A 4,385-nucleotide genomic window follows, 5' to 3' on the forward strand; every position below is an offset into this window, starting at 1 on the left:
TATTTGCACTCGCAATAAGGGAATGAAAATTTACAAATTGCAATCGGGCGATTAGCTCAGCTGGTTCAGAGCACCTCGTTTACACCGAGGGGGTCGGGGGTTCGAACCCCTCATCGCCCACCATAAGGGACTTAACTAATTTTTTGGTTAAGTCCTTTTTCTTTTTAGCTCGTAAACCCCTGTTAATACTGACTATTTCATTTAAGATTGGATTTAAATTGGCGGTTCGAACTTTTTTATTTTCGAACTGAATATTTTTTTCAAATATCGAACCAATTATTCTCCTCTTGTGTTCTAAATCAGATTTATCGTATTGATAATCAATAGCTATAAATTTTTCAGTTGCGGTTTTATACAGCTCCACTAGCCTTTTACTATCCTCAGAGGTAGCTTCTTTAGATTTGAGTTCCGCTTTAATGTTTTCATAACGTTGTTTAGCCGATTCGTATCCCGCTTTGTCCATATCTCCATCAATGTATAAATCCTGTAACTTGATTAATTTGTCTTCAATCGAGTTTAGATTTTCATAGTGTTTGGCTCCTAATGCTTTTTGCTTGGTTTCTTCAGTTAGGTTCTCTTTGATGATTTCAAAATACAATTCTTGAAATTGTTTATCAAAGCTGATGTCTGATAGAAAATCATTGACTTGTTGGTGCACTTCCTCAGATGTATATCTTCCTTTACAAGGGCTTACACAATGGTAATAGCTGTAGTACTGCGTTCTTCCCTTGGATGTACTAGCTCGCATTTGTTTGTTGCAAATAGGACAGTGTAAAAATCCTTTCAAAGGAAAGTCTTCATTGTAGGTTTTAGGAACTTTTTTATTTCCGTTTTTTCTGTTGTAAAGTACTTGTTGTACTTTGTCAAATAATGCTTTGGTAATAATAGGCTCGTGAATTCCATCTACAATGGTTTCCTTCTCCTCTTTGTAGGCTTTTATAAATACACCTCCATAATACAAATGATTGTCTAAATTTCTTGCAAAAACCGTTTTACTCGAATTAAATCCTTTTGCCTTTAGTTTATATAAAACTTCATTACGTTGATAATTTCCAGTAGCCATAAGCTCAAAAGCTTCCTGCATGTACTTCGCATCGTCATTTGGAATCAAAATAGGCTTTTTGGCGGCATCTCTCCCATTATCATATCCTTTGGGTGCATTACCTACATATCGCCCTTCTTTAAAAGCCCTTCTCATTCCTGAGATAACATTCAGGGAGCGACGGTGGTTTTCTACTTCTGGCATAGAAAGATACACAGCAAGCATTAATCCTTGCTCTGGAATGGTCAAATCTAGTGGTTGTTCAATTGCATTTACCTGAATGGCTAGTTCATTGAACACCCCTATCATTTGATAGGATTCGGCTGTGTTTCTAGAGAACCTATCCCATTTGATAAAAATCAATTGGTGTATGTCCTTTTTGTTTTTCTTGCAGTATTCCAGTAATTTCTTAAACTCAGGTCGCTTGAAGGTTTTAGCAGAATAATCTTCCCTGAAAACATGCAATACATTGAAATTATTGTTTTGGCAATAATTAAGCAACTTCTGCTCTTGGTCTCTGAGTGAATATCCTCTTCCTGCTTGCTCATCGGTAGACACACGCACGTAAAGTATAACATTTTTCATTTTAGCCTTCCTGTTTTAAGATTAGTAATAGTGCAACTGGCTAACATTTCTGCCAGTGCGAGCACTTCTTTAATTTGTTGGTCTGTTAATTTTTTTTCTCTGTTTTTGTTTACAATTTTTTTTGCTTTTTCGAATTCCATTTTACCTCTGGGGTCTGCAAGATGTAGGGTTTACATGTTGCCTGACTTTGGGTAGTGAAGTGCTAATGGGTTATTAGGACTATTGAATTTTTTGTGTTTGAGTATTATTAATTACTAAGTGTTTGTCATTTCTGAAAATTACCTCTGCCGTTTCGTATTGATTAAGTCCCAACAAGCGTCGTATTTCTTTGGCTTTGACATCCTTCACCTCTTGGGTGCTTATACTCTTGATGGTCAAAAGACCTTTTGCATCTTTGGTAATTTTGATTTCCTTATAATCACCACTATCAAGAATTTCTAGTATTTTTTGCTCTTTTGCATTGAAAAACTCAAAGGCTTTAGTGTATTTAAACATGCTTTCGTCTTCGAAGATAAATTCAAAAAAAGGTCTAATAGGAATGTTGAGTACAATTCTCTGGTTAATATCATTTAAGAGCTTGTTGACAAATGCTTCTTTATCGATTTCCAAAGCGATTTCTAAAACTCTAAGTTCAAACTCAAATTTATCAGAGTTTATTTTCTTTTTTATCATTAATATGGGGTTGGTATCATGTATCAACACCGAAAGAAAGGCAGTTCCTAGAATTGTATAGAAGGGCTGAAACGCATCGCCGATTTGTTGCACGAACTCATCAAGCTTTTCTGCAGTTAATTCTTCTAAGGCATCCTTCATGATGGTATCTTGCATATTGACAGGCATAGCTGCTTTAATGTTTTTTTTGATAACATCATCAGGCAATTCTTTAAAAGAGCTTTCACCTTTCTTAAACATAGATTGATTGAGAAACTCTTTCAATTCAATAATGGTTTCTAAATCCATATTGTATTTACGCAGTTCTTTTACAATCATTAACCAAAGCATATCAAAAGCATTCAAGTGTGCCCACTTTCTAACTTTCTTCGCCTTTGGCTCAAGTGCTGGAGTATCAATATACGGAACATAGTCAATAACTCCTTTTTCTTTCCAATGAAAAAATACTCTAGGTTCTATATCCAAGGCAGATACTGGAACACGGTGTTCTATTAGTTTTGGAAAAATTTCGAATAAATTCATCTTTTTGTTTATAAACGTTACGCGAATGTAACTTAATTTTTTCTAAGTTTTTATATGGAATTAAAAAAATAATTAAAAAAAGTACAAAATGCATAGAACAGAAAGAAAATGTAAGAATCCTGAATGTGAATCAGTTATCGAATACATAGAAAATCCAAAGAAGGTATTTTGCAACGCTAGTTGTAAAAACCGATTTCATTACCTATCCGATAGAGAAAAGAACCACGAAGTATATGAATTTGAAAAAGCATTAAAACGCAATTACGAAATAGCTTTACATTTCTTTAAACAAAACATATTTGAAGTGGATGCTAAAGTAGTAAAAGCATTAGGATTCAAAAGATTTGTTTACATGAGCACCAAACAATTCTCACCAAGTGAAAAACTCTATAATTCTTTAAAGAGAATCAAAGACATTTACTTTCGATATAACATTGAAGAAGATGTAATTTGTTTTTATAAATACAAAGAAGAAAACTAAGCCTGTATTGTTTTAGTTATAGTTAGTTCCAAAAATAAAAACCCAAGCCAAAACCATAAAATAATTCTACTTATAGAAAATGGTTTGCTTGATTGAATAAATTACTAATCAGAATCTGAAAACTAAAAAAAGAACATTAGTCACAATTTTACTTTTGAATTATAAAAAGAAAAAGAAACAATTGCTACAAAAAAAAGGCTAAAATATTAGGTGTACGTAATAGTATTTGTTTTGTTTGCGCATGTATCAAATGCAAATAAGAAATTGTGTTTTCTATTTAAAAATTAGAAAAGAAATCGTAAAGAAATCATAAAAGAAAAACATTACAAAAACCTAATGATTTAGTAATAAAATAGCCAAAACAATAGCCATTAGAAACCCTTTATAGTTTACAAACGAATGCAATCGTTTTTCAACGATTTTGGACTATTTGTTCCTTTAGACCTTTCTTTTGGTTTTTTGATAGGAAAAATGGTCTTCAAGTGGTCTTCGAAATGATTTTCCAAGCTTCGGTTTGTCGTAAAGTGCTTTTGCTGAAAAAAATCTTATTATAAAAAATATAAACTATCATTTGAGATATTTTATATTATTTTAAATAATTTTTTTCAGCGCCTTAATAAGCAGCTTTTTAAACCCATTTCCCATGTTTAAATGAGGCTAAACAAACAATCATTCCTTTAAAATAATTTGAAAGTTTGCTTGTTTTACCACTAAATAGGTGAATCTATTTACTCTCTAATTGCTGAATTTTATCCTCAAGCATTTTGATATACTTCTGGGTATAATCGTCTACTTTATTTAGGTTATTGGTAATGTTACTTTCTTTGCTTCCTAATCCTTGCACTTGTTGATTATTAGAAATATTGAAAATATTAGTTACATCAAAATTAAGTATGTCTGAGGCAGATACTCCAAGTACTTCACTTATCTTTTGAAGCTTAGTAAGTGTCAGGTCGATTTCTCCTCTTTCAAAACCTAGTTCGTACGATTTAAATTTTCGCTAATAATTTCTATTAGAACCGTAAAGAAATTTTTAAAAAACCGTAAAATTTATCCGAAAATATTTTCAAAATTGCTTAATTG

Annotated in this window: 3 protein-coding genes and 1 tRNA gene; 2 read left to right on the forward strand and 2 right to left on the reverse strand. The window is 32.2% G+C overall.

Translation table 11 applies throughout. The features are described 5' to 3' along the window. The first annotated feature begins 45 nt into the window (after positions 1-45). Positions 46-123 (forward strand) — tRNA-Val (locus Q0L65_RS05500). Here Q0L65_RS05500 and Q0L65_RS14015 read toward each other — a convergent pair. Beyond that, a complete protein-coding gene (locus tag Q0L65_RS14015) occupies positions 80-1,627 on the reverse strand; it encodes a recombinase family protein (RefSeq protein WP_366051363.1) in 1,548 nt (515 codons plus the stop codon). The genes Q0L65_RS05500 and Q0L65_RS14015 overlap by 44 nt on opposite strands. 219 nt (positions 1,628-1,846) lie before the next feature. Then, entirely contained in the window at positions 1,847-2,821 is a 975-nt protein-coding gene (locus Q0L65_RS05505) for a hypothetical protein (RefSeq protein WP_296684294.1), read from the reverse strand. 88 nt (positions 2,822-2,909) lie between these two features. On the opposite strand from Q0L65_RS05505, the gene Q0L65_RS05510 reads away from it, so the two are divergent. Then, positions 2,910-3,302, forward strand: a complete 393-nt coding sequence (locus Q0L65_RS05510) for a hypothetical protein (RefSeq protein WP_296684297.1) — start codon at positions 2,910-2,912, stop codon at positions 3,300-3,302. Positions 3,303-4,385 lie beyond the last annotated feature (1,083 nt).

Origin of the sequence: Flavobacterium sp., assembly GCF_024642105.1 — a bacterium.
In the GTDB taxonomy this organism is placed as follows: Bacteria; Bacteroidota; Bacteroidia; order Flavobacteriales; family Flavobacteriaceae; genus Flavobacterium.